This window comes from Burkholderia stagnalis (assembly GCF_039848545.1).
Classification (GTDB): domain Bacteria; phylum Pseudomonadota; class Gammaproteobacteria; order Burkholderiales; family Burkholderiaceae; genus Burkholderia; species Burkholderia stagnalis.
This window is the reverse complement of record NZ_CP156686.1, coordinates 1638307-1660360: the sequence shown is the minus strand read 5'-3', so window position 1 is coordinate 1660360 and position 22054 is coordinate 1638307. Positions and strand designations below refer to the sequence as shown.

Annotated in this window: 15 protein-coding genes; 6 read left to right on the top strand and 9 right to left on the bottom strand. The window is 67.9% G+C overall.

What is annotated here, in order from left to right; all coding sequences use genetic code 11:
- Positions 1 to 12 precede the first annotated feature (12 nt).
- Complete coding sequence (locus ABFO07_RS24090; RefSeq protein WP_059808244.1) at positions 13 to 555, top strand: L-2-amino-thiazoline-4-carboxylic acid hydrolase; 543 nt, start codon at positions 13 to 15, stop codon at positions 553 to 555.
- Positions 545 to 1804: a Zn-dependent hydrolase gene (locus ABFO07_RS24085; protein WP_347468696.1), complete on the top strand. Its 1260-nt coding sequence runs from the start codon at positions 545 to 547 to the stop codon at positions 1802 to 1804. The genes ABFO07_RS24090 and ABFO07_RS24085 overlap by 11 nt, the downstream gene beginning before the upstream one ends.
- Before the next feature lie 21 nt (positions 1805 to 1825).
- Here ABFO07_RS24085 and ABFO07_RS24080 read toward each other — a convergent pair whose 3' ends face one another.
- The 9 genes from ABFO07_RS24080 to ABFO07_RS24040 all read right to left on the bottom strand — a co-directional run bounded on the left by ABFO07_RS24080 (position 1826) and on the right by ABFO07_RS24040 (position 14339).
- Positions 1826 to 3088, bottom strand: a complete 1263-nt coding sequence (locus ABFO07_RS24080; RefSeq protein ID WP_347469688.1) for a hypothetical protein — start codon at positions 3086 to 3088, stop codon at positions 1826 to 1828.
- The gene (gene glmS / locus ABFO07_RS24075; RefSeq protein WP_059923154.1) at positions 3088 to 4911 is read right to left on the bottom strand and encodes a glutamine--fructose-6-phosphate transaminase (isomerizing); all 1824 of its coding nucleotides are present in this window, start codon (positions 4909 to 4911) and stop codon (positions 3088 to 3090) included. Before glmS ends, ABFO07_RS24080 begins: the two co-directional genes overlap by 1 nt.
- A 264-nt stretch (positions 4912 to 5175) precedes the next feature.
- Entirely contained in the window at positions 5176 to 5727 is a 552-nt protein-coding gene (locus ABFO07_RS24070; protein ID WP_322231784.1) for a Biofilm PGA synthesis auxiliary protein PgaD, read from the bottom strand.
- Positions 5705 to 6976, bottom strand: a complete 1272-nt coding sequence (gene pgaC, locus ABFO07_RS24065; protein ID WP_059561510.1) for a poly-beta-1,6-N-acetyl-D-glucosamine synthase — start codon at positions 6974 to 6976, stop codon at positions 5705 to 5707. The genes ABFO07_RS24070 and pgaC overlap by 23 nt, the downstream gene beginning before the upstream one ends.
- Positions 6973 to 9063: a poly-beta-1,6-N-acetyl-D-glucosamine N-deacetylase PgaB gene (pgaB, locus tag ABFO07_RS24060; RefSeq protein WP_059923153.1), complete on the bottom strand. Its 2091-nt coding sequence runs from the start codon at positions 9061 to 9063 to the stop codon at positions 6973 to 6975. The genes pgaC and pgaB overlap by 4 nt, the downstream gene beginning before the upstream one ends.
- Before the next feature lie 17 nt (positions 9064 to 9080).
- Positions 9081 to 11078, bottom strand: a complete 1998-nt coding sequence (gene pgaA, locus ABFO07_RS24055; protein ID WP_347468695.1) for a poly-beta-1,6 N-acetyl-D-glucosamine export porin PgaA — start codon at positions 11076 to 11078, stop codon at positions 9081 to 9083.
- Positions 11079 to 11255: 177 nt separating this feature from the next.
- Positions 11256 to 12119 carry a hypothetical protein gene (locus tag ABFO07_RS24050; RefSeq protein WP_347468694.1) on the bottom strand — a complete coding sequence of 288 codons (864 nt, stop codon included), beginning with the start codon at positions 12117 to 12119 and terminating at the stop codon, positions 11256 to 11258.
- 30 nt (positions 12120 to 12149) lie between these two features.
- On the bottom strand, positions 12150 to 12563 hold the full coding sequence (locus tag ABFO07_RS24045; protein ID WP_059561725.1) for a hypothetical protein: 414 nt from the start codon (positions 12561 to 12563) through the stop codon (positions 12150 to 12152).
- Positions 12564 to 13349: 786 nt separating this feature from the next.
- Positions 13350 to 14339, bottom strand: a complete 990-nt coding sequence (locus tag ABFO07_RS24040; RefSeq protein ID WP_347468693.1) for a LysR substrate-binding domain-containing protein — start codon at positions 14337 to 14339, stop codon at positions 13350 to 13352.
- Between the two features lie 661 nt (positions 14340 to 15000).
- Here ABFO07_RS24040 and ABFO07_RS24035 point away from each other — a divergent pair.
- The 4 genes from ABFO07_RS24035 to ABFO07_RS24020 all read left to right on the top strand — a co-directional run bounded on the left by ABFO07_RS24035 (position 15001) and on the right by ABFO07_RS24020 (position 21871).
- Positions 15001 to 16416 carry a circularly permuted type 2 ATP-grasp protein gene (locus ABFO07_RS24035; protein WP_059561721.1) on the top strand — a complete coding sequence of 472 codons (1416 nt, stop codon included), beginning with the start codon at positions 15001 to 15003 and terminating at the stop codon, positions 16414 to 16416.
- 68 nt (positions 16417 to 16484) lie between these two features.
- Positions 16485 to 17426, top strand: coding sequence for an alpha-E domain-containing protein (locus ABFO07_RS24030; protein WP_026044094.1), 942 nt, complete (start codon positions 16485 to 16487; stop codon positions 17424 to 17426).
- Between the two features lie 8 nt (positions 17427 to 17434).
- Complete coding sequence (locus ABFO07_RS24025; RefSeq protein WP_059883100.1) at positions 17435 to 18409, top strand: transglutaminase family protein; 975 nt, start codon at positions 17435 to 17437, stop codon at positions 18407 to 18409.
- A 51-nt stretch (positions 18410 to 18460) separates the two neighbouring features.
- Positions 18461 to 21871 carry a DUF2126 domain-containing protein gene (locus ABFO07_RS24020; protein ID WP_347468692.1) on the top strand — a complete coding sequence of 1137 codons (3411 nt, stop codon included), beginning with the start codon at positions 18461 to 18463 and terminating at the stop codon, positions 21869 to 21871.
- Positions 21872 to 22054: the final 183 nt, after the last annotated feature.

Sequence of the window (22054 nt, the reverse complement as noted above, 5' to 3'; positions counted from 1 at the left end):
GAGACGATCCCCATGACCGAACCGACCCAGGCCCAGGCCGCCACCACGGAGGACGCGCGCCTCGGCATCCTCGCGCGGCGCCGCATCGAAGCGGAAATCATCAAGCCGATCTACGAGATCATGAAGCGCGAATTCGGCGCCGAGCGCGCGCAGGCCGTGATCGCGGAAGCGGTGCGCGGCGCGGCCGTCGACGCCGGCCGCACGTTCGCCGCGCAGGAGCCCGACGGCACGAGCGTGAAATCGTTCGTCGCGCTGCAGGTGCTGTGGGAGAAGGACGATGCGCTCGACGTCGAGGTGCAGCGCGTGGACGACGCGCACTACGACTACGACGTGCACCGCTGCAGCTACGCGGAGATGTATCACGCGATGGGGCTCGGCGAGATCGGCCACCTGCTGAGCTGCGCGCGCGACAGCTATTTCATCCAGGGCTACGACCCGCGCATCGCGCTCACGCGCACCAGCACGATCATGCAGGGCGGCCAGCGCTGCGATTTCCGCTATCGGCTGCAGGAAACCGCGCAGGCCGGCACGCAAGGAGCGGGCGATGCGGCGTGACGACACCATGAGCGTGCCGCGCGTCGACGGCGAACGTCTGTGGGCTTCGCTCGAGCGGATGGCGCAGATCGGCGCGACGCCGAAGGGCGGCGTGTGCCGGCTCGCGCTGACCGACCTCGACCGCGAATCGCGCGACCTGTTCGTGCAATGGGCGCGCGACGCCGGCTGCACGGTGCGGGTGGACCGGATGGGCAACGTGTTCGCGCGCCGCGCGGGCCGCAACCCCGGCGCCGCGCCGGTGATGACCGGCTCGCACGCCGATTCGCAGCCCACCGGCGGCCGCTACGACGGCATCTACGGCGTGCTCGGCGGGCTCGAAGTGGTGCGCGCGCTGAACGACGCGGGCGTCGAGACCGAGCGGCCGATCGACGTCGTGATCTGGACCAACGAGGAAGGCTCGCGCTTCGCACCGGCGATGGTCTCGGCCGGCGTGTTCGCGGGCGTCTATACGCTCGACTACGGGCTGTCGCGCACCGACACCGCGGGCAGGACGATCGGCGCGGAACTGGCGCGGATCGGCTATGCGGGCAGCGAGCCCGTCGGCGGCTATCCGGTGCACGCGGTGTACGAGCTGCACATCGAGCAGGGTGCGATTCTCGAGCGCGCCGGGAAAACGATCGGCGTCGTCACGGGCGGGCAGGGGCAGCGCTGGTACGAGGTGACGCTGAGCGGCGTCGACGCGCACGCCGGCACGACGCCGATGGCATTCCGCCGCGACGCGCTGGTCGGCGCCGCGCGGATGATCGAATTCGTCGACGCGCTCGGGCGCCGCCACGCGCCGCATGCGCGCGCGACGGTCGGGATGATCGAGGCGCGGCCGAACTCGCGCAACACGGTGCCGGGCGGCTGCTTCTTCACGGTCGAATTCCGGCATCCGGACGACGCGGTGCTCGATGCGCTGGATGCGGCGCTGCGCGCGGAACTCGCGCGCGTGGCGGCCGACGCGGGCCTCGGCGCGCAGATCGAGCAGATCTTCACGTATCCGCCGATACCGTTCGCGCCGCGCTGCATCGACGCGGTGCGCGACGCGGCCGACGCGCTCGGGCTGCCGCACATGGACATCGTGTCCGGCGCGGGCCACGATACGTGCTATCTCGCGCGCGTGGCGCCGGCCGGGATGATCTTCGTGCCGTGCGTCGACGGGCTGAGCCACAACGAAGCCGAGGCGATCACGCCCGAATGGGCGACGGCGGGGGCGGACGTGCTGCTGCGCGCGGTGCTGCGCAGCGCGCAGGAGCTGGGCGCCTGACGGGGGCCCGGCGACGCGCCGTCATTGACGGGCGGCGCACGGTTCGTCGGACTTTTCGAGCGCGGTTTCCCGCGCCGGTTCGACATCGGCTTCCCGCACGCCCGACGGCGTCAGCGACACGAAGTGCAGCGCCGTGTCGCTGGCCGGAAAGCCGACGATGCCGGTGGTGCCCCACGGAATCGGCGCGCGCTGCGCGCCACGCGCGGTGATCTTCTCGGGCGCAAGTGCGAGCGCCAGCAGCCGCCCGTCCTGCGTCGGCACATACGCGCTGGCGCCGGCGACGGCCACGCCCGATTCGCGCACCGTGGCCGGCAGGCAATCCCGGGTCGCCGTGCGGCGGCCATCCGGATCGATCAGCATCGCGACGCCGCGGTCGTTCGCCGTCGTGGCGACGACGATGAAGCGGTCGATCGCGGGCACATAGGCCGCGGCGTACACGTAGTACCGAATCGCGTCGCTCAATTCGCCAAGTTTCTCCAGCCTGGCCGTTTCGGGATCGAACAGCGCGTATTCGAGCTTCGCGTTCGTGCTGCCCTCGATATATTTCTGCCAGACCAGCAACGCGCGGTGCGGCGAGCCGGCAATCACGGGCCACCACTCGCGGCTGTGCGGCGCGACGGCGACGCGGTTCAGCAGCCGCCCGGCGGCGTCGTAGGTCTTCAGATAGACGCCGCCGCCGGTGCCGAGGTTGTCGACGCCCCCGCCGTCGACCCAGTCGGCGGAATAGAACACCACGAAGCGCTCGCCGGCCGTGGCCGCGTGCCCCGAATGGCCGCCCGATTCGACGTCGTTCGGGTAGGGCTTGACCGGCGTCAGGTCGCGCCGATACACGCCGTACCGCTGGCTCACTTCCTGCGGCGCGTTCCAGCCGTCCTCGAACGTGACGAAGATGTCGCCGCGCGCGTTCTGCGCGATCGATACGGGCTCCTGCGCCTCGGGCCGCCGGATGAAGACGCGCACATGCGCGAGATGCGCGCTGCCGGGCGACCACTCGCCGACATACACGTCGTGCGGCCAGTTGCCGTTCGGCAGCGCGCCATGCGGCGGGAGGCCGGAGCTGCTGAAGAAGACCCAGCGCTTGCCGTTGCCGGCATCGGCCATGCCGATGCCGTGCATGAAGCGCCGCGGATCGCCGCTGTCCTTCTGCTGGGGCGCCGGGCGGGGCGCCGCCTTGTGCGGCGTGGCCGCGGCGGCGAGCGCGTGTTGCGGCGCGAGGCTCGACGCCGCGGCGAAACAGCCGCCGACGCAGGCCGCAGCAGCAGCGATCCGCACTGCCCGCCGCATCATTCGACGGTCACCGATTTGGCGAGGTTGCGCGGCTTGTCGACGTCGGCGCCGCGTGCACAGCCGACGTGATAGGCGAGCAACTGCAGCGGCACCACGTGCATGATCGGCGACAACGCGTCGCCGGGTTCGCGCAGGCGGATCACGCGCGTGTCGTCGGCGTCGTCGATTTCGAGCTGGCTGCCCGCCAGCACGTAGAGCCGCCCGCCGCGCGCGCGCACTTCGGCCATGTTGGATTTCAGCTTCTGGAACAGGCCGTCGTCCGGCGCGATCGTGACGACCGGCATCGTGCTGGTCACGAGCGCGAGCGGGCCGTGCTTCAGCTCGCCGGCCGGGTAGCCCTCGGCGTGGATGTACGACACCTCCTTGAGCTTCAGCGCGCCTTCCATCGCGATCGGAAAATGAATGCCGCGGCCCAGGAACAGCGCGTTCTCCATCTGCATGAAATCGGCGGCCCAGCCCATGACCTGCGTCTCGAGCGCCAGCGCGTGGCCGATGCGCGCGGGCAGCGCATGCAACTGCCGCAGGTAGACCGCCGCGCGCGCCGCGTCGAGCCGGCCGCGCAATTGCGCGAGCGTCAGCGTCAGCAGGAACAGCGCGACCAGCTGCGTCGTGAACGCCTTGGTCGATGCCACGCCCAGCTCGGTGCCGGCCTGCGTCAGGAAGCGCAGCGACGCGCCGCGCGCGATCGAGCTCGTCGCGACGTTGCAGATCGCCAGCGACAGATCCTGGCCGAGGCCGCGCGCGTGTTCGATCGCGCCGATCGTGTCGGCGGTCTCGCCCGATTGCGAAATGCCGACCACCAGCGTGCGCGGATCCGCGACGGATTCCCGGTAACGGTATTCGCTCGCGATCTCGACCTGCGCGGGGATGCCCGCGATGCCCTCGAGCCAGTATTTCGCGGTGAGCCCCGCGTAATAGCTGGTGCCGCAGCCGAGCAGCAGCACGCTTCGCACGCGCGACAGCAGCGCGTGCGCGTCCCGCGCGGCGCCGAACAATGCGGGGGAGATCGCGTCGACGCCGGCCAGCGTGTTGTCGATCGCCGTCGGCTGTTCGAAGATCTCCTTCTGCATGAAGTGCTGGTACGGGCCGAGGCCGGCCTCGGCGTCGCGCGCCTTGATCTGGCACAGCGGGCGTTTCGCTTCGCGCCCCATCGCGTCGACCATCTGAATGCGCTCCGGCGTGATCAGCGCGATATCGCCGTCCTCCAGGTAGATGAAGCGGTCGGTCAGGTCGCCGAGCGCCGCGCAGTCGGACGCGAGGTAGTTCTGCTGCGCGCCGATGCCGATCACGAGCGGCGAGCCGGCGCGCGCGGCCACCAGGCGCTGCGGTTCGCGCGCGCTCAGCACCGCGACCGCATAGGCGCCGCGCAGGCGCTTGACCGCGCGCGTCACGGCGTCGAACAGGTCGTCGCGGTATTCGCTGTGGATCAGGTGGGCGATCACCTCGGTGTCGGTTTCGCCGCGGAACGTATAGCCGCGCTGCTTCAGCTCGGCCCTGAGCGCGTCGTGGTTCTCGATGATGCCGTTGTGCACCACCGCGATCGTGTCGCCCGACATGATCGGGTGGGCGTTGGTCTCGGACGGCGCGCCGTGGGTGGCCCAGCGCGTGTGCGCGATGCAGGTTCCCGCTTCGAGGCCGAGCGTCGTCACGCGTTCCTGCAGGTCCGTCACACGGCGCAGCGTGCGTTCGCTGCGAATGTGTCCGCCGCTTTGCAGCGCGATCCCGCATGAATCGTAGCCGCGATATTCGAGCCGGCTCAACGCCTTGACCAGTTGCGGCACCTGGTTGTTCTGGCCGCTTGCTCCGACGATTCCGCACATGGTTCACCTCGCCCAGAAGAAGTAATCGGAATGCCCGGCGGCGCGGCAGCGCAATCGAATGCAGGCGCTGTCGCCCGCGCGGCATCGGTGGAGGATTCGCGAATCCCGTTCAGCGCCGGTCGCGGCATGCGCGGTGCCGCGCGGGGCGGCCGAGCCAGACCGCGATCGCGGACGGCCCCGCGCGATGCGCGACACGCCGGGGCGCCCGGCGGCTGCGCCGGCGCGATTGCCGCACGCGCGCCGCGCGTACGGTGGATATCGGCATCAGGTGCCGTGGCGCGTCGGGCCGACGCCACGCCAGACGGGCCCGCCGGTTTTCCTGGCGGGCCGTTCGCGTGCCGGCGGCGCGGCGTGGGTCGTCCACTCGATCGCGGATATCGATCCGTTCGCGTCGTGCGATGCGATGAGAATGCGCGCGGCCTGCTCGTCGTCGGGCTGCGCGGTCTCGGCCAGCGCCGTCGTCGGCGCCGATTTCGACCGGAGGCTGGCCGAGCGCCGCAGCATCTTCGTCACGTGCCATCGATTGGTGAGCGGGTGCACGACGCGCGCGGCGATCAGCCACGCGAGGAGCGAGCCGCCCATCACCGCGATGCAGGTCACATAGAAGAACAGTTGTTCGATCGGCATCTCGGCATCGTTGATCGGCAGCAGGTAGCGGTACGTATAGATGCAGATCGACGCCCACACCGCGCCGACCAGCGCTGGCCGGATGAAGCGAAACCACGCGATGTGCGTGCATCCGACGATGACGCCGCGATCGGCGATCATCCGGTTCGGGGAGCGCAGGGAGAGGTCAATAATCGGCGCGTTCTTCATGTTGAATTCCTCGGTCGGGACTGATCCAGATGGCGCGTTTGCCCCGGCCGCGCAACACGACGGCGGGCAGGGCGACCACGGTGGTGATCATGCTGATCAACCAGAATGCGACCGGATACCAGACGGTATCCAGGAAATACATCAGCAGCCGTTCGTCGTAGCGGCGGTCGATCATGCAGCCGACGATCAGCTGCAGCACGCAGGTGGCGACCAGCAGCATGCCGTGCCAGTGCGGGACGAGCGAGACCTGCCAGTCCGCCGGCAGCGGATGGAACAGGCCGAAGATCGACAGCAGCAGGATGAACGCCATCGAATACGCCCACGCGATGCCGATCAGGTACTCGACGTACAGCGGCCACATCATCATCATCGCGGGCCGCGCGACCGTGCCGGCGTACTTGAGCAGCACCTGGATGCCGCCCTTGGCCCAGCGCAGCCGCTGGTGGTAGAGCCCCTTGACCGTCTCCGGCATCAGGATCCAGCTCAGCGCATGCGGCTCGAACACGACGCGCCAGTCGCGGCACTGCAGCTTCCAGGTCACGTCGATGTCCTCGGTCAGCATGTCCGTGCTCCAGAAGCCGACATCGGCGAGCGCGGTCTTGCGGAACATCGTGATGACGCCGGACACCGTGAAGATGCGGCCATACACCTGTTGCGTGCGCTTGATCAGGCCGACGATCGACGAGAACTCGCCCACCTGCATCCGGCCGAGCAGCGACGTGCGCGTGCGGATGCGCGGGTTGCCGGTCACCGCGCCCACGCCGGGGTCGGTGACGAAGTGCTCGAGCATCCAGCCGATCGCGTCGTGCGCGAGCAGCGAATCGCCGTCGATGCACAGCAGGTATTCCGCATTCGCGACGGCCGCCGCGGTGGTGAGCCCCACCGCCTTGCCCTCGTTGCGCGCGTGATGGATGACGAGCAGCCGCGGCATCGTGGCGGCCAGCGCGTTGAGGATTTCGCCGGTGCGATCCTTGCTGCCGTCGTTGACCGCGATGATGTCGTAGTTCGGATACTCCATCGCGTTCAGGTGCTCGATCACGCTGCGCACGTTCGCTTCCTCGTTGAAGCAGGGCACCACGATCGACACCTTCGGCATGCCGCTCGCCGCGAGCACGCGCCGGGACAGCACGCGCCCTTCCTCCAGCAGCAGGAAATGCACGACGCCGCCGATCATCCACAGATACGACATGAAGAACGGATAGTAGAAGACGAAATCCTGCAGCCGTCGAATGATGTCGTGTGTCGTCATTTTGCTGGCGCCCCTTTGTTCGGTTGCCCCTGCATCAGCGCATTGATCGAAGTCGGGTCGAGACGCGCCTTGAGCGACATCGCGCTGCGAATGGTCGCGAGCGACGGCTGGTCGTGCAGGAAATTGTCCGGGTAATAGCCGAAGCTCAGCGCGCCGCGGCTGCGCAGCCGCCCCATCTGCGCCCGCAGCGTGCTGCCCGGAATGTCCTTGTGCGCATGCCAGTCGTAGGCCTGCAGCTCGAACACGGTCTTCGCGAACCCGTGCGGCTTGGTGGCGACGACGTCGGCGAGCTTGTCCAGCCAGCGGTCCGGATCCGACGCCTGCTCCATGTACGGCATCGCCATCAGCGCGACGAAATCGTAGGCCTTGAGGAAATCGTCGTAGTTTTGCGCGTACCACGCTTCGGACGCGGGATTCAGCACCGGCTGCGCGAAGATGTTGCGCGCGGTGAGCACGTCGCCGGCGTTCTGGTTCGCGAGGACGATCTGCTCGAGCTGGCGCGTCAGGTCCAGCAGGTAGCGGGTCTTCTGCCGGGTCCATCGATCCATCAGCTCGGGTTTCGCGCGAATCTGCCCGACGTCGCGCGGCAGCCCCCATTGCGCATAGGTTTGCAGCGCATGCCGGCCCGCATCCTCGTAGTCGTCGAGCACCGCATCGTCGCCGAACAGGATGCCGCCGAACGACGCGTACTTGCTGAGATCCTCGTAGATCTGCTCGATCAGCAACCGTGCGTTCGGATCGAACGGGCTCAGGCGGAACATGCGCGTGCCGTTCTCGCGCGCCGGCGCGCCGCTGTACGCGCTGATCGCCTCGAGGCCGCGCAGCTTGTCCGGCGGCGGACGGAACGCCAGCACCGGCATCCATGCATACACCTGCACGTTGGCGCGGGTATTGAGCTGCCACGCGGCGCGCGAGAACAGGTCGGCCCGCATCGGCAGGTGCCGGTTCGGAAAATAGACGGCTTCCGCGACGCCCGTGCCCTTCGGGTCGGCGTATGCCTGCAGGTAGACCGACTTCGGCTGCATCCGGTAGATGCGCTCGACGAGCACGCCGAGGTTCTTTTCCTGCTGCGCCGGGTCGGGGTCGTACACCTGGTCGAGATCGACCTGCACGATCCGCTCGGCGCCTTCGACCTCGCCGCGATTGGTCGCAGGCTCGCGCATCGAGCGCTCGAACCCGCCGACATCGACGTCGTACATCATCAGGATCCGGCGCAGCCGATCGAGCGGCACGTCGGGCGTATTCGGCCCCGCGTCGAGGCTGAACTGGATATCCATGCCGAGCGACGTCGAGATCTTGCGCACCGGCTGGTTCTCCGCGCCGTACGGCCACACCATCGAGCGCGCGACGAGCCCCGTGCGCTGGCGAATCTGCCGGATGCAGGTCTGCAGGTCGTTGCGCACCCGCGCATCGAATTCCGCATCGGTTTCGTAGCGCTTTTCCGCGTTGAGGTAGAGGTGCGACGTGGTCGCCGGCAACTCGTTGCCCTGCGGATTGGCCACCGCGCCGTGATGCAGGTTGTGCGTGTGGCACGCGAGCTCGATCAGGTCCGACGAACCGATCTGCTGCACCTCGTCCCACGACATGAAGTATTCGCGCGGCATCTGGACCCGGTCGCTGATGCGGATCGGCGTGTCGATCGGGGCGTCGATCCATGCGGTGACGATGCCCATCACCGCCGGATACTTGAACCGCTTCAGCAGCGGCAGCACCTTCGTGAAGTGGCTGCGGTAGCCGTCGTCGAACGTGAGGAGCACGGAGCGGGGCGGCAGCGGCTTGCCGCCGTGCCGGGACGCCTCGATCTGCTTGACGGTGATCGTGTGGTAGTTGTTGGTCTGCAACCAGGAAAAAATGGCGGTCAGCGTGCCGGTGTCGATCGCATACGGGTCGACCATCGTGGCCGACGCGAACGTCGACAGCAGGTTGTCGCGCACGTCGTGCATGCAGATCACGCGGAAGGTCTTGCCGTCGGCGGGGTCCGACGGCGGAAGCAGGTCGATCATCCTCGCCTGCGTCACGCCCGGAAACAGCGAACACGCGGTGAAGGTGCCGAGGCAGCCACACATGAAGGTCCGTCTGGATTGCATTCGGTGAGCTCCTGGTTCTAGAACGGCACGTTGAGCGCCAGGAAGCCCGTTTCCGAGCGCTCCCGCTGGCCGTCGTATGCATGGCTGCTGACCTCGATGCCGTAGGTCAGCGTGATGTCGTGCTTGAAGGTCCACGCGTGCTCGAGGCGCGCGCTCCACAGCGCGCTGGTGCCGAAGCCGCGCTGGTTGTATGCGCCGCCGGACGCGGAGATGCGCTGCCGCATCGACATGTCGCTCTTCTTCCAGATCATCCATTGATGCATGACCGTTGCCGCGACCGCGTAGTCGCGCGACGGGCTGAAGTAGGCGACGTCCTGCCGCGTGTTGCTGTCGGTGCCGAGATTCAGCGACACGTTGACGAGCTGGTTGGCGCCCGTGAACACGCGCTGCGTGCCGGTGGCCGAGATCTCCTGGTGGAAGTTCGAATCGCTGTAGCGGCTCACGCCGTAGTTCAGCCTGACTTCGCGACGATCGTTCTGGCGGTATTTCAACTCGGCATTCGCGGAGCGGCCCCACACGTGCGCGGCATAGGCCTTCCACGGCAGCGAGTTGTCGTTGCTGTCGACCCCGCCCGAGACCGACACGTAATCGTTGAAGTCGTAGCTGACGGTGCCGCGGCCGCCGGTGCGCCCGTCCGTGCCGAACGAGCGCGTGACTTCGCCCAGCACGGTCAGCGGCCCGTGCCGATAGTCGCCGCCGACCCCCGTGCGCGTGCGGCTGATGCTGCCGGCATCGGTTTGCGCGTGCCCGAAGAACGTATGGGAAAACACGCGCCAGTTGTTGCCGAACGGTTGCGAATACAGATACGTATCCGACGTGAAGCTGTTGTCCGCCAGTGCGCTGTTGCCGTGTTCGAAGCTCATTTCCGTGGTCAGCACCGGGCTGCGGTACGCGTTGTAGTCGCGCTTGAACTGGCGCACCGCGCCGTTGTCCGGAAACGTGTTGTCGACGGTCTGGTCGACCTTCTGCGCGGTTTCGTAGTCGTCGGCGGCAAGCGCCGCACGGCCGAGCCCCGCGAGATTTTCGACGCTGTCGGGGTGGTCGGTGAGCGTCCCGCGATACATCGCAATGGCCTGGCGCGGGTGCGCCTGGTTCGAGATCGCGTCGGCATGGGCGGCGCTGACCTCGGAGTTGAACGGCACTTCCTTCTCGATCTTTTCCAGCTCGGCGATCCCTTCCTCGGTCCGGCCGGTGTTGAGCAGGAGCTGCGCGCGCAGCCGGTAGTAGCGCAGGTAATCGTCGTTGGCCGGGTCCAATGGGCGAATCTGCGCCGCGGGCGGCAGCGACTGGCCGATGTCGTTGACCACGCGCGTCGCATCGTTCGTGCGCCCCTGGTCGATATACGACCAGAACAGGCCTTCGCGCAGCTCGATCGGGCGCGTGCGCGCGCCGTACTGATAACCGCGCGTCGCGCGGTCGGGCGCCGGCGTGCTCGCCTGCTTCAGCGCGCGCTGGTACACGGCCTCGGCCTTGCCCGGCTCGCCGAGGTACAGGTAGGCGTCGCCGACGCCGGCCAGCGCATCGATCGACACCTCGGCATCGGGCGGGATCGTTTCGAACGATGCCACCGCCTGCTTCATGTCGCCGCGGGCCGCGTGGGCCACCGTGCGGTCGCCGGCGAGCGCCGTCCTGACCGGCGAATACTCGGGCGTGATCGGCAATCTCGCATTGAGTTCGTCGGCGGCGCGCAGCGCGGCGTCGAGCCCGTCGAAGCGGTCGGCGCTGGTCATCGCGCGCGCCTTGTCGCGCCCGCCGCGCACTTGCTGGCGGATCGACAACTCCTCCAGCTGCGCGAGGTCGAATGCCGAGAAGATGTCGGGCCGGGCTTTCGCCTCGTCGAGCGCCTTGACGGCGCCGCCGCTGGTGGCGAGACCGAACACCTCGTTGCGCACGGCGGTGGCGTCGGCCGGCTGGCCGGCCGCTGGCGCCTGCGTCGCGGCGACTTTGGCCGGCTGGGTCGAATCGGCATCGCCTTCGGCGGCGACGCATGTCCCGGATGCCATCAGCAGCAGCATCAGCGGGGCGTGAAGAAGAATCCGCCGGTTGCGCGGAAGGGCAGTGAGTCTGCGATTATTGATGTTGGCCACGGGGTCCTCACTTCGAACGGTTATGTCGGTTGTGTGCCGATCGTTGTGCTCGATCTGACGTCGAGCTCCTACGTGATGCTGTTTCCCCGAATGCGAATGCACCTCTCAGGAACGGTTCCGGACGGCTCGCTCCAGCAGTGCGCGCGATTCGCTGTTCTGCGGATCGATCGCGAGCGCCCGGCTTGCGTTTTGTTCCACACATCCCCAGTCGTCGAGCTGCGCACACAGGCGCGCCCGTGCGAGCGCCCGCGCGCCGTCCAGCTCCCGATGCGTGACGCTGGCCGTCTGCATGCGCGCGGCGCCGGCGCCGGATGCATGCGGCTTCGATGCCACGGTCACGTGTTTTCGTGCGTTCGCCACCTCGTGCGCCCGCGGATGCGGATGGGCGCGGCGCGCATCGGCCATTCTTCCCTTGACGGGGCCGGCCGCCGGCGCGGCATGCGCGGCGGGCGCGCGGTTGGCCGCGACCACGGGCGGCGCGGGCAGCGGTGGCACGGCAGGTGCGGCAGGTGCGGCGGGTGTAGCAGGCGCGGCAGGTGCGGCATGCGCGGCGGATGCGGCAGGTGCGGCCGACGCCCGGCTCTCGCTGCGCGGCGCGGCCTCCGGTTCGATCTGGACCGTCACCGGCGATCTCATGGCGGGCGTCGATGCTGCAAGGGCCGCGGTTCCGGTTGAAACGAGATCCGGCCGGATGCTTGCGGCGGCCGCGTATTTTTCGGCTTTACCGATCGATCGGGCAACGACACCGGACGCTTCGTGCGTCGCGCTCCCGCGCTCGTCCCGGGCATCGCGCTCGAGGTACGCGAATAGTCCGAAGATCGCGGCGAACGCGACCAGGCTGAGCGCCGCATTCTTTCCCGGGCCCCAGGTCGGCTTCGGCTGGCTGGTGGCGTGGGTACTCGGTCGATTCACACTGGTCATGCATTGCTCCTCGATTCCGTGCCGTCGCCGTGAATGATCCGAACGCATGCATCCGCGACAGGCCGCCAAGTGGAATGCTCACCACCGTAGCTCGGTATTCAGAGAACCTGTTTCGACGATCCCGTATTTCATCTCGCCCTGGTAGATGCCTTCGATCCGGTAGCTCGCATCCGGGACGCTGAACAGGCATCGCGGCCCCGTGGCGTTGAACTCGACGAGGACGCGGCCGTGGCGTCTCAGCCGTACCTGGACATTCGCGAGCGGGCTCCCGGTTTGAGTAGCAAACGACACGCCCAGGTTATAGGGGCGCCCGTCGGGTGGAAGCGGCGCCGTCCCGTCGATCCGGGCGTCGCCGCAAATGTATGACACCACGTAGCGCGGTGCGGCCGGATCGGACGCAGGGGTTTGGGCGATTGCCGCCGGATTCGTCCAAAGTATCGACGCGGCAATGGCCGTAATGGGGAGAGCATGACTTCGACGTGAAGAATGCATCATGCCCTCCGTTCGTGATTGATAGCAAGCATACATTCAGAATAAAAAAACGCAACGGCTATTCGTAATTTCGCAACACGCTATTCATTCGCAGAGAGTGATTAATAAAAAGCCGCGCATGCGGCGGGAGTGGGCGAGGTTATGAAAAATACTATTTAAGTAGGATTGAGGCGGGTTTGCGAACAGGATGATCGGCGGGAAAGTGCTGAATTTCCGGCGAGATGCGACGCAGCGGGGAAATCGGGGCGCCCCGGGAACATATTATCTAATGAAGGTTGCAGGCCGCAAAATACCGATGGAAATGGCTGATAAAAGCAATTTTTTCCTGCATTCGTGCAGGGCCTTGCATCGCACGACAGGGCGGCAGCGCGGGGTGCGATATTGGGGTTGCAGTTGATTTGTGTAATTATAAACGGCTGATGAATCGAAAATTTTCCGTCACGTGACAGACGAATTTTTCAAATGATTGGGCCGATTGTATTTTGTGCGGCCGGGGTGCCGGATTGAGTGGAGGTGCGTGGTTTCAAAAGGGAAACGTTTTTACAGGCCGGGTGTTTCATGTCTGATATTCGTGGCGTCGGTTATTTATATTTGTGAAGGCGTCGTGAAATGCAGGGCTGAATAAAATGCGCTGTCATTTTTATGAAAATGGAATATTCGCGCCTGAGTCATATTTTCATCGGGCGGAGAATATCGGTGATAACGCCACCCCGGGTATTTACTCACGGGGCGCGGATATCGACTGAATAATGGTCGGGAGCGGCGCCGCGCGCTCCCGTTCCGGACTCATCGCCCGGTGCCGCCCGCCGTCCGTCTCGCGATCCGCATCGCCGGTGCGGCTTGCTCGGCCGTTCCCGCGGCCGCGTTGCGCGGACGGTTCATCAGGTAGGCCCACAGCTGCTCGGCCGCCAGCCCGCGCTTGCGGGCGGACCGATACAGCCGGATTTCCAGCTCGGTGATCCAGTCCGCCGACCCGGCGCACACGAGCGCGCCGTCCGCCAGCTCCTTCGCGATGCAGCTTTCCGGCAGCCAGCCGATGCCGTGCCCGGCCACCACCATCCCCTTGAGCGCTTCGGACATGTGCGTCTCGAAGCAGCGATGCAGCGCATACGGCTCGGCGGCATTCAGCAGCAGCATCTCGACGACGTTGCCGAGGAACGCGCCCGACGAATACGCGAGCAGCGGCAGCGGCGCGCCCTGTGCGCCCGGCAGCCTGAACAGCGGCTTGCCGTTCGCGTCGGGAATCGACACGGGGAGGATCCGTTCGACGCCGAGGCCCACGAACGGGAAGTGGTTCGGATCGAGCACGATCGGCAACTGCGGATGGTGATAGCCGAGCAGCAGGTCGCATTCGCCTTCGACGAGCTGCTGCACGCCTTCCGGCACGTTCACGGCGTTGACGCGCGCGGTCACGTGGCCGACTTCGCCGTTGAGCTGCTTCAGCCATTCCGGGAACAGGGTAAACACGAGCGTATGCGCGACCGCGAAGCGCACGACCTGATCGCTCGCCGCGAACTGGTCGTAGCCGTTCACCAGGTTGCGCGCCGCATACATGCTGCGCAGGATGTCCGCGGCCAGCCCGCGAAACATCTGTCCGGCCGGGGTGAGCACGATCGGGGTGATGCTGCGATCGACCAGCTTCGCGTCCATCCAGGTTTCGAGCGCGGCGATCCGCCTGCTGAATGCCGATTGCGTCAGATGCCGGTTACGCGCCGCCCGGGAAAAGCTCCTGGTATCCGCAAGGCTCAGGAAATCTTCCAGCCACTTTGCTTCCATATCGATCGTCTTCTTTATAGTCGGGCGCCTGGCCGTTGCCGGCGCCGTTTCGTTGCACGAACCTTTTAGCGTACCGCGCCTGGCTTCGAGCATACCGATGTTTTTTTTCGATGGGTATCAGTCGAAATATGCATGAGCGTTGTCGCGAGAAATTCGGCTGCTTAACGTTGTCATGCCGGACAAGGCTAACCGGTTAGTTCACTTCGCGTCTGAACTTTCCCGCCGCCGTGGACGGTACTTCCCCCCGGGCTCGGCCGCGCGCTGCGCGTGTCGGGCCCGCTTCTCCCGCCGGAGGCGGGCGGCCGGCGCGCGCCCGTTCGTTGACGCGCCGCAGCAATCCCGTGTGCGGCGCATCGCGCCGGTGCCGCGGCGCGGGGGACGAGGGCGGCTTGCCGGCCGGTCACGCATGTTGCGGTGCAGCTTGCGCATTCGTGACACGCGGGAGAAGTATGTTCGACAGGTGCGGCACAACATCGGTGCGTGGCGCTGGCGCGCCGATGACGCGAATCGCGCCGCGCAGTGCACCGCCGTGGTGCGGCATGTGGCGCGAGCATGCCGGGGCCGCGTCGGAACGGGGAAAGCGCAAGGCACGTTCCTTGCTCAGCAGTGATTACGCCGGTCCGGCATGCGCAATGCCGGAAAAACGATGGAGAAAAAATCGATGAAGCCATTCGATGAGATGCTGCAATCCGGCGACATGGTCAGGGCGCCTTACGCGCGCCTGAAGCAGTGGCTCGACACGCAGAACCCCGCGAGCCTCGCCCAGAAGGCCTATGACGCGGAGGGCGTATTCCGCAAGACGGGCATCACGTTCGCCGTGTACGGCGACGCGGAGGCCGCCGAGCGGCTCATTCCGTTCGACATCGTGCCGCGCATCCTCTCCGGCCAGGAGTGGAGCCGGCTGTCGCTCGGCATCGAGCAGCGCGTGATGGCGCTCAACGCGTTCCTCGACGACATCTATCACCGCCAGGAAATCGTGCGCGCCGGGATCGTGCCGAAGCACCTGATCGCGCACAACGAAGCGTTCCTGCCGGAGATGATCGACTTCCGGCCGCCCGGGAACGTTTACACGCACATCATCGGCGTCGACATCGTGCGCACCGCCGAGAACCAGTTCTACGTGCTCGAGGACAACGCGCGCACGCCGTCGGGCGTGTCGTACATGCTGGAAAACCGCGAGACGATGATGCAGCTCTTTCCCGAGCTGTTCCAGCAGGTCAAGGTGCGGCCGGTCGAGACCTATCCGCAGATGCTGCGCCAGTCGCTCGCGGCGGTGTGCCCGCCGGGCGGCAATGCCGACAACCCGACCATCGCCGTGCTCACGCCCGGCATCCACAATTCCGCGTACTACGAACATTCGTTCCTCGCCGACCAGATGGGCGTGCACCTCGTCGAGGGCAGCGACCTGCAGGTGCTCGACGATCGCGTCGCGATGCGCACGACCGAAGGCTTCCGGCCGATCGACGTGCTGTACCGCCGCGTCGACGACGCGTTCCTCGACCCGCTCACGTTCCGGCCCGACTCGGTGCTCGGCGTCGCGGGGATCATGGACGTCTACCGCGCGGGCAACATCACGATCGCCAACGCGCCCGGCACCGGCATCGCCGACGACAAGGCGATCTATTCCTATATGCCGGAGATCGTCGAGTTCTACACGGGCCGCAAGGCGCTGCTGGAGAACGTGCCGACCTGGCGCTGCGGCGAGGCCGACAGCCTGAAGTACGTGCTCGACCATCTCGACGAGCTGGTCGTGAAGGAGGTGCACGGCTCGGGCGGCTACGGGATGCTGGTCGGCCCGTGCGCGTCGAAGGCGGAACTCGAGGCGTTCGCGGCGAAGCTGCGCGCGCGCCCCGCGAACTACATCGCGCAACCCACGCTGGCGTTGTCCACGACGCCGATCCTGACCGAAGCCGGCCTCGCGCCGCGCCACGTCGACCTGCGGCCGTTCGTGCTGGTGTCGGACCGGATCCGCATCACGCCGGGCGGGCTTACGCGCGTCGCGCTGAAGGAGGGTTCGCTCGTCGTCAACTCGAGCCAGGGCGGCGGCACCAAGGACACCTGGGTGCTGGCCGACTGAGCGGAACACGGCGACTGCGCGCGCCGGCCGCAACCGGCGCGCGAACGGAATACTGACGGAGTGGACAGATGCTTCTTGGACGCACTGCGAGCGGTCTCTACTGGATGTACCGCTATATCGAGCGCACGGAGAATACCGCGCGCATCGTCGATGCCGGGCTGCGGATGGCGCTGACGCGCACGTCCGACGCGCCGGCCGAATGGTCGTCGGTGCTCGTCAGCTCGGGCGCGGACGACGGCTACCGGCAGAAGTACGACGCGTACGCGGCCGATACCGTGACCGACTACCTGCTGCGCGACCGCGACAACCCGTCGAGCGTGCTGTCGTGCATCGAGGCCGCGCGCTCGAACGCGCGGATGGTGCGCACGGCGCTCACGCGGGAGGCGTGGGAGAGCGTGAACGGCGCGTGGCTGTCGCTGCGGCGCGCGCTCGCGCAGCCGGTGCCGGAGAGCGACCTGCCGGCCGTGCTCGACCAGGTCAAGCGCGAAACGGCGCTGATCCTCGGCAGCTTCTACAGCACGATGCTGCGCAACGAAATCTTCGATTTCGCGCAGATCGGCGCGTTCGTCGAGCGCGCGGACAACACCGCGCGCATCCTCGACGTGAAATACCACCTGCTGCTGCCGTCGGTCACGCACGTCGGCACGATCCTCGACAACTACCAGTGGGAGACGATCCTGCGCTGCGTGGCCGCGCACCGTTCGTACCGCTGGGTGTACGACGTGCAGTACAAACCGATGAACATCGCCGACTACCTGATCCTGAACGGCCGCATGCCCCGCTCGCTGCGCTATTGCTACGGCCGCGTCGTGTCGAGCCTGAACCTGCTCGCGAAGGATTACGGCGTCACGCACCCGTGTCACGACACCGCCACGAAGATCCTGCAAATGTTGTCCGACACCAGCGTCGAGCGGATCTTCAAGAGCGGCCTGCACGAATTCCTGACCGACTTCATCGGCCGCAACAACAGCCTGGGGCTCGAAATCGCCCAAGCCTACAACTTCGACTGAGACCTGCCATGCGACTCGCCATCCGACATATCTCGCGTTATCAGTTCGACGACCAGGTCACCCACGTGCTGCACCGCCTGCGGCTGCGCCCGCAGTCGGGGCCCGGGCAGACGGTGCGTGCGTGGCAGGTCACGATCGACGGCGTCGAGCCGACGCTGTCGTACGCCGACGGGCTCGGCAACCGGATCGACCTCGTGCGGCACGACCGCGGCGCGAAGCCCGAAATCGTGATCGTCGCGGCAGGCGTGGTCGAGACGCAGGACCGCGCGGGCATCCTCGGCCAGACCGAAGGCTATGCGCCGCCGTGGATCTTCGAGCGCGAGACCGCGCTCACGAAGGCCGGCGACCGGGTGCGCGCGCTCGCCGACGCGCTGCCGATCGAGCAGCGCAGCCTCGACGCGCTGCACTGGCTGATGACCGAGGTGCACGGCCGCATCGCGTATGCGCCGAACGCGCCGGACGCGCCCGTCGACGCGGAAACCGCGCTGGAGAGCGGCGAGGGCACGAGCCGCGATCACGCGCATGCGTTCATCGCGGCCGCGCGCGTGCTGAAGGTGCCGGCCCGCTATATCTCCGGCTACGTGCTGGCCGACAGCGCGATGCAGCGGATCGCCGATGCGAAGCAGCACGGCGGCGGCGTGCCCGAGGAGGAGGCGCTCGCGCTGCAGAGCGGCGACGGGATGCAGCAGGCGCTCGGCGCGTCGCACGCGTCGCAGGCGCAGGGCATGCCGCAGCTCGCGCCCGGCGCGCAGCACCAGGCGGCCGCGCTGACGCAGCCGCCGGCCGGCCATGCATGGGCCGAGGCATACGTCGAAGGGCTCGGCTGGGTCGGCTTCGATCCGTTCATGAACCGCTGCCCGGACGAGCGCTACGTGCGCATCGCGGTCGGCCTCGACGCCCGCGACGCGCAGCCGGTGACCGGGTTCGGCGCGCAGCCGCTCGGCGTCGACATCAGCGTCGTGCAGACGCCGGAACTGGTCTGACGCGCCCGTTCGCCGACCAAGCCGACCCACCCCGAACCGAGCGGCCCCGCCATGCCCATTCACGTCGCGCTGCATCACACCACCCGTTACCGCTACGACCGGCTGATCAACGTCGGTCCGCAGATCGTGCGGCTGCGCCCCGCGCCGCATTGCCGCACGCCGATCGTCGCGTATTCGATGACCGTCTGGCCCGCGCAGCACTTCATCAACTGGCAGCAGGATCCGTTCTCGAACTACCTCGCGCGGCTCGTGTTTCCGGAGCGCACGCGCCACTTCGAGATCACGATCGACCTCGTCGCCGAGATGTCGGTCTACAACCCGTTCGACTTCTTTCTCGAGGAGAGCGCCGGGCAGTACCCGTTCCAGTACGCCGACGCGCTGCGCACCGAGCTCGCGCCGTATCTCGCGTGCGATCCGCAGACGAGCGCGTCGCCCGCGTTTCGCGCGTATCTCGACCGCGTCGACCGCACGCCGGCCGGCACGGTGGACTTCCTCGTCGCGCTGAACCAGCAGCTGCAGCGCGACATCCGCTACCTCGTGCGCATGGAGCCGGGCGTGCAGACGCCCGCGCAGACGCTTGAACTCGCGTCGGGCTCGTGCCGCGACAGCGGCTGGCTGCTGGTGCAGCTGTGCCGGCATCTCGGCATCGCCGCGCGCTTCGTGTCGGGCTACCTGATCCAGCTCACGCCGGACGTCAAGTCGCTCGACGGCCCGAGCGGCACGGCGGTCGACTTCACCGACCTGCACGCGTGGTGCGAGGTCTACCTGCCGGGCGCGGGCTGGATCGGCCTCGACCCGACGTCGGGCCTGCTCGCCGGCGAAGGGCACATTCCGCTCGCGTGCACGCCGCAGCCGACCAGCGCCGCGCCGGTCGAGGGGCTGATCGACGAGTGCGAAGTCGAGTTCGAGCACGAGATGACGGTCGCGCGCGTATACGAATCGCCGCGCGTGACGAAGCCGTATACCGACGCGCAATGGGGCGCGGTGCGCGCGCTCGGCGCGCGGGTCGACGCCGAACTGCGGGCCGGCGACGTGCGGCTCACGCAGGGCGGCGAGCCGACCTTCGTGTCGATCGACGATCGCGACGGCGCGGAATGGAACACCGATGCGCTCGGGCCGACCAAGCGCGGCTACGCGACCGAACTCGTGCAGCGGCTGCGCGCCGAGTACGGCCGCGGCGGCTTCCTGCATTTCGGGCAGGGCAAGTGGTACCCGGGCGAGCAGTTGCCGCGCTGGGCGCTGTCGATCTTCTGGCGTGCGGACGGGCAGCCGGCGTGGCGCGACCCGTCGCTGTTCGCGGACGAGCGCGAGCCGTCGGCGTATACGACCGACGACGCGAAGCGCTTCATCGACGGGCTGGCCGCGCGGCTGAGCCTGACCGGCGAATTCATCCGGCCCGGTTACGAGGACGTCTGGTACTACCTGTGGCGCGAGCGCCGGCTGCCGGTCAACGTCGATCCGTTCGACTCGCGGCTCGACGACGAGCTGGAACGCGCGCGGCTGCGCAAGGTGTTCGAGCAGAAGCTCGACAGCGTGGTCGGCTACGTGCTGCCGATCAAGCGCGCCGACGGCGGGCCGAACCTCGACGGCCCGCGCTGGACCACCGGCCCGTGGTTCTTCCGCGACGAGCGGATGTATCTCGTGCCGGGCGATTCGCCGATGGGCTATCGGCTGCCGCTCGATTCGCTGCCGTGGGTGAGCCGCGCCGACTATCCGTACCAGGTCGAGCGCGACCCGTTCGCGCCGCCCGAGCCGCTGCCGGACGCCGATGCGCTCCGCGCGCGTTACGCCGGGCCGGGCGATGCGCCGCGCTACCTGGCCGGCGTGCACCGCGAGGCGGCGGCGCGCACCGTGATGCAATGGAGCGACGAAGGCACGGCGGGCGAGGGTCGCGCCGCGCGCGACGCGCAGCGCCAGCCGGACCGCTTCGAATCGGCCGCGTGGATCACGCGCACCGCGCTGTGCGTCGAAGTGCGCAACGGCATCCTGTACCTGTTCATGCCGCCGCTCGCCGCGCTCGACGACTATCTCGACCTGCTGGGCGCGATCGAGCAAACGGCCGGCGCGCTCGGCATGAAGCTCGTGCTCGAAGGCTATGCGCCGCCGCGCGACGCGCGCCTGAAGCTGCTGCAGGTGACGCCGGACCCGGGCGTGATCGAGGTCAACATCCACCCCGCGCACAGTTTCGACGAGCTCGTCAGCCACACCGAATTCCTCTACGACGCCGCGTGGCAGTCGCGGCTCAGCAGCGAGAAGTTCATGGTCGACGGCCGCCACGTCGGCACGGGCGGCGGCAACCACTTCGTGCTCGGCGGCGCGACGCCGGCCGACAGCCCGTTCCTGCGGCGTCCCGACCTGCTCGCGAGCCTGATCGCGTACTGGCACAACCATCCGTCGCTGTCGTACCTGTTCTCGGGGCTGTTCATCGGGCCGACGAGCCAGGCGCCGCGCGTCGACGAGGCGCGCAACGACCAGGTCTACGAGCTCGACGTCGCGTTCGCGGAGATCCAGCGCAACACGCTGCTGTTCGGGCAGGACATGCCGCCGTGGCTGGTCGACCGTGTGCTGCGCAACCTGCTGGTCGACGTGACGGGCAACACGCACCGCAGCGAGTTCTGCATCGACAAGCTGTATTCGCCGGATTCGCCGACTGGCCGGCTCGGCCTGCTCGAACTGCGCGCGTTCGAGATGCCGCCGCACGCGCGGATGAGCATCGTGCAGCAACTGCTGCTGCGCGCGCTGATCGCGCGCTTCTGGGCCGCGCCGTACACCACGCCGCTCACGCGCTGGGGCACCGCGCTGCATGACCGCTTCATGCTGCCGGCGTTCCTGAAGATGGATTTCGACGACGTGCTGACCGAACTGCGCGACGCGGGCTTCGATTTCGATCCCGCGTGGTTCGCGCCGCACTTCGAGTTCCGCTTCCCGCAGTTCGGGCAGATCGCGGTGAACGGGATGCAGCTCACGCTGCGCGGCGCGCTGGAGCCGTGGCACGTGATGGGCGAGGAGGGCGCGGCCGGCGGCACGGTGCGCTACGTCGATTCGTCGCTCGAGCGGCTCGAAGTGCGCGTCACGGGGCTGAACGACAACCGCCACGTGGTGACCGTCAACGGCCGCGCGCTGCCGCTGCAGCCGACCGGCACCGCCGGCGAATACGTCGCGGGCGTGCGCTACAAGGCGTGGGCGCCGCCGTCCGCGCTGCATCCGACGATCGGCGTGCACGCGCCGCTGACGTTCGACATCGTCGATACGTGGCTGCAGCGTTCGCTCGGCGGCTGCCGGTATCACGTCGCGCATCCGGGCGGGCGCAACTACGCGACGTTCCCGGTCAACGCGTACGAGGCCGAGAGCCGGCGGCTCGCGCGCTTCGTCGCGATGGGCCACACGCCGGGGCGGATGGATGTCGCGGCGGCCGCGCCGAGCCGCGAGTTCCCGTTCACGCTGGATTTGCGGCGGCCGTGAGCGCCGCATGACGGAGGGCGCGATGACGATGCGTGCACGGCCGGGGCGGGCACACGTGCCGGCCGATGGCGGCCCCGCCGGAATGTTAGGATGCCGGCAGTTTGGGGCCGCGTGCCGCCACGCGCCGCCGGCGCGGCGTGTGCGCGCGGCCGCCGCCTGATTTACGACGGACCGACACCGTGC